4 protein-coding genes are annotated in these 4778 nt (G+C 68.5%); all 4 read left to right on the top strand.

All coding sequences use genetic code 11. From position 1 onward, the window contains the following. Positions 1–373: methyltransferase (locus QIS99_RS31855; RefSeq protein ID WP_282517240.1), on the top strand; the 373-nt coding region annotated here is incomplete at its 5' end. Positions 374–440: 67 nt separating this feature from the next. Further along, positions 441–1652, top strand: coding sequence for a methionine adenosyltransferase (metK, locus tag QIS99_RS31850; RefSeq protein WP_282517239.1), 1212 nt, complete (start codon positions 441–443; stop codon positions 1650–1652). Positions 1653–1797: 145 nt separating this feature from the next. Continuing rightward, positions 1798–2781, top strand: coding sequence for a carbohydrate kinase family protein (locus tag QIS99_RS31845; protein ID WP_282517238.1), 984 nt, complete (start codon positions 1798–1800; stop codon positions 2779–2781). Then, the coding region (locus QIS99_RS31840; protein ID WP_282517237.1) for a homocysteine S-methyltransferase family protein at positions 2778–4778 on the top strand (2001 nt) is incomplete at its 3' end. The genes QIS99_RS31845 and QIS99_RS31840, both read left to right, overlap by 4 nt.

The raw sequence follows: 4778 nt of genomic DNA, 5'->3' as shown, positions 1-4778 counted from the left end.
CTTCGACGAGATCCCCCAGGGCTTCGACACCGTACTGATCAAGCACTTCCTGGACATGTTCGACAAGGACGACGTCCTGAGAATTCTCGCCGGCGTCTACAAGGCCCTGAAGCCAGGCGGACAGGTCAACATCCTGGTGCCGGTGTACCCGGAGAACATCAAGGACACCGACAACTACAACGTCGACTTCTTCCCGGCCTTCTTCATCGGTGCCGCCATGGGCCAGGGCGGGCCGCAGAAGCTCTCGACCTATCAGAGCTGGCTGGAAGAGTGCGGGTTCAAGGTCACCAAGGCGATCACCAAGGACTCCAGCGAGATTCCGCCGGACGTCATACCGGTGCAGGCCATCCTGAGCGCGACCAAGGCCACGTGACCGGGGGACACGTCCTCCTCGCACACCGCCCTGCTGCCCATGTCCACCTGCCCTGCTCTGGAGTGTCATGTCCCGCAGCCTGTTCACCTCGGAATCCGTGACCGAGGGGCATCCCGACAAGATCGCCGATCAGATCAGCGACACCGTCCTCGACGCGCTCCTGCGGCAGGACCCCGCCTCGCGTGTCGCGGTCGAAACCCTGATCACCACTGGTCAGGTGCATATCGCCGGCGAGGTGACGACCTCCGCGTACGCCGACATCGCCGACCTGGTGCGCGGGAAGATCCTTGAGATCGGATACGACTCCTCGGCCAAGGGCTTCGACGGCGCCTCCTGTGGCGTGTCGGTCTCGATCGGCGCGCAGTCCCCGGACATCGCGCAGGGTGTGGACACGGCGTACGAGAAACGGGTCGAGGGCGATGACGATGAACTCGACAAGCAGGGCGCCGGCGACCAGGGGCTGATGTTCGGGTACGCGACCAACGAGACGCCTACTCTGATGCCGCTGCCGATCGAGCTGGCCAACCGCCTCGCGCGGCGGCTGACCGAGGTGCGCAAGGACGGCACTGTCCCCTACTTGCGCCCGGACGGCAAGACCCAGGTGACCATCGAGTACCTGGGCAGCCGTCCGGTCCGCCTGGACACGGTCGTGGTCTCCTCGCAGCATGCGAGCGACATCGACCTGGACGGGCTGCTCGTTCCCGACATCCGCGAGCATGTCGTCGGTCAGGTCCTGGCCCAACTCGACGAGGACGGCATCAAGTTGGACACCCAGGACTACCGGCTCCTGGTCAACCCGACGGGCCGTTTCGAGATCGGCGGCCCGATGGGTGACGCGGGCCTGACCGGCCGCAAGATCATTATCGACACGTACGGCGGCATGGCCCGCCACGGCGGCGGCGCCTTCTCCGGCAAGGACCCGTCCAAGGTGGACCGCTCGGCCGCGTACGCGATGCGCTGGGTCGCCAAGAACGTCGTGGCCGCGGGCCTCGCCTCCCGCTGCGAGGTCCAGGTCGCGTACGCGATCGGCAAGGCCGAGCCGGTCGGCCTGTTCGTGGAGACCTTCGGCACCGCCACGGTCGCCGTGGAGAAGATCGAGCAGGCCATCTCCAGAGTCTTCGACCTCCGGCCGGCCGCGATCATCCGCGACCTCGACCTGCTCCGCCCGATCTACGCGCAGACCGCGGCGTACGGCCACTTCGGCCGTGAACTGCCGGACTTCACCTGGGAGCGCACCGATCACGCCGAAGCGCTGCGCAAGGCGGCCAAGTCGGCCTGACGGAACCGTGCCGCCGGGCAACCCCGGCGATTGAGCCAGCGGTGCGCGGTACTTCCCCCGGCCGCGCACCGCTGTACCGGGTGGCGCCTGCCACCTGAGCCGTCTCGTGTCCGACACCGGCCCGAGGTTCAAGGAGTGCTTTTCCGTGCGTATCGCCGTGACCGGCTCGATCGCGACCGACCATCTGATGGAGTTTCCCGGCCGCTTCGCCGAGCAGCTGATCAAGGACCAACTGGAGCGCGTCTCCTTGTCGTTCCTGGCCGAGCGCCTTGAGGTGCGCAGGGGCGGCGTCGCCGCCAACATCGCCTTCGGCCTCGGCCAGTTCCGCCTCGACCCGATTCTGGTGGGGGCGGCGGGCGTCGACTTCGCCGAGTACGACGCCTGGCTGCGCGCGAACGGAGTCGACACCTCCGCCGTGCGGGTCAGCGCGTCGCTGCACACCGCGCGCTTCGTCTGCACCACGGACGAGGACCAGAACCAGATCGCCACCTTCTACGCCGGTGCCATGGCCGAGGCGCCCGGCATCGACCTGGCAGAGATCACCGCGCGCACCGGTAAGCCCGCGCTTGTCCTGGTCGGGGCCGACGACCCCGAAGCCATGCTGCGGCACACCGCAACGGCGCACCGCCTCGGCATCCCCGTTGCCGCGGACCCCTCCCAGCAGCTCGCCCGCCTCGACCGGGATCAGGCGCGTCAACTGGTCGATCGGGCCGACTGGTTGTTCACCAACGAATACGAAGCTGCCCTGCTGGTCGAACGTACCGGCTGGACGCAGGAGGGCCTCCTCGGCCGGGTCGGCACCTGGATCACCACTCTGGGAGAGGACGGCGTCAGCATGGCCCGGTCCGGTGCCCCCATGCTGCGGATCCCGGCCGTCTCCGCGGGCAGGATCGCCGACCCCACGGGCGCGGGCGACGCCTTCCGCGCCGGCTTCCTCGCCGGCACGGCATGGCAGTGGCCACAGGAACAGGCCGCCCGCCTCGGCTGCGCCTTGGCCACCACCGTCCTGGAGTCGGTCGGCACCCAGGAGCACAAGCTGATCCCGTCGGACCTGATAGCCCGCATCGACCGGGCGTACGGGGCTGCCGCGGCCCGCGCCGTCGAGCCACGCCTCGCGGGGCTGTCGTGAGTACCGCGGAGCGCCAGCGAGCGGACGCCTTGCGTGCCGCTCTCGCCTCCCGTGTGGTGGTGGCCGACGGAGCGATGGGCACCATGCTCCAGGCGCAGGATCCGAGCCTGGACGACTTCCAGCAGCTGGAGGGCTGCAACGAGATCCTGAACGTGACCCGCCCGGACATCGTCCGGTCGGTGCATGCCGAGTACTTCGCGGTGGGGGTGGACTGCGTCGAGACCAACACGTTCGGGGCGAACTCCTCGGCGCTCGGTGAGTACGACATCCCGGAGCGGATCTTCGAGCTGTCGGAGGCAGGTGCGGGGATCGCGCGGGAGGTCGCGGACGAGTTCACGGAGTCGACCAGCCGGCAGAGGTGGGTGCTCGGCTCGATGGGCCCGGGTACGAAGCTGCCGACGCTCGGCCACGCCCCGTACGTGAAGCTACGAGACGGGTTCCAGGCGAACGCGGAGGGGCTGATCGCGGGCGGCGCGGACGCTCTCCTGGTGGAGACGACGCAGGACCTTCTGCAGACCAAGGCGGCGATCCTCGGTGCGCGGCGCGCGCTGGACGCGGCGGGCGTGAGCATGCCGCTGCTGTGCTCGCTGGCGTTCGAGACGACCGGCACGATGCTGCTCGGCTCCGAGATCGGCGCCGCACTCACGGCCCTGGAGCCGCTGGGCATCGACATGATCGGCCTCAACTGCTCGACGGGACCAGCCGAGATGACCGAGCATCTGCGCCATCTCACCCAGCACTCCCGCATCCCCCTGCTGTGCATGCCGAACGCGGGCCTGCCGGTCCTCACGAAGGACGGCGCCCACTTCCCCCTCGGCCCGGAGGGCCTGGCCGACGCGCAACAGAACTTCGTACGCGACTTCGGGCTCTCGCTGGTCGGTGGTTGCTGCGGTACGACGCCCGAGCACTTGCGTCAGGTGGTCGAGCGGGTGCGGGATCTGACTCCGACGGTGCGTGAGCCGCGCCCGGAGCCGGGGGCGGCGTCCCTGTACCAGACGGTGCCGTTCCGTCAGGACACCTCGTACATGGCGATCGGTGAGCGGACGAACGCGAACGGGTCGAAGAAGTTCCGTGAGGCGATGCTGGACGGCCGCTGGGACGACTGCGTGGAGATGGCCCGGGACCAGATCCGTGAGGGCGCGCACATGCTGGATCTGTGTGTGGACTACGTGGGCCGGGACGGTGTGGCGGACATGCAGGAGCTGGCGGGGCGTTTCGCGACCGCCTCGACGCTGCCGGTCGTGCTCGACTCGACCGAAGTGCCGGTGATCCAGGCGGGGTTGGAGAAGCTGGGTGGCCGTGCGGTCATCAACTCGGTGAACTACGAGGACGGTGACGGGCCGGAGTCCCGGTTCGCGAAGGTCACCAAGCTGGCCCGCGAGCACGGGGCGGCGTTGATCGCGTTGACGATCGACGAGGAGGGCCAGGCCCGTACGGTCGAGAGCAAGGTCGCGATCGCGCAGCGGATCATCGCCGATCTGACGGGGAACTGGGGTATCCGCGAGTCGGACATCCTCATCGACACGCTGACGTTCACGATCTGCACGGGGCAGGAGGAGTCCCGCAAGGACGGTGTCGCCACGATCGAGGCGATCCGGGAGCTGAAGCGGCTCCACCCGGACGTGCAGACCACGCTCGGCCTCTCCAACATCTCCTTCGGTCTGAATCCGGCCGCGCGCATTCTGCTGAACTCGGTGTTCCTGGACGAGTGTGTGAAGGCGGGTCTGGACTCGGCGATCGTGCACGCGTCGAAGATCCTGCCGATCGCCCGGTTCGACGAGGAGCAGGTGACCACGGCCCTCGATCTGATCTACGACCGCCGTGCGGAGGGCTATGACCCGCTGCAGAAGCTGATGGCGCTGTTCGAGGGCGCGACGGCGAAGTCGTTGAAGGCGGGCAAGGCCGAGGAGCTGGCCGCGCTGCCGCTGGATGAGCGTCTTCAGCGGCGGATCATCGACGGTGAGAAGAACGGCCTGGAGGCCGACCTCGACGAGGCG

This window comes from Streptomyces solicavernae (genome assembly GCF_029968095.1).
Classification (GTDB): Bacteria; Actinomycetota; Actinomycetes; order Streptomycetales; family Streptomycetaceae; genus Streptomyces; species Streptomyces solicavernae.
The sequence above is the reverse complement of the archived record's forward strand: the minus strand, read 5'-3'. Positions and strand labels throughout refer to the sequence as shown.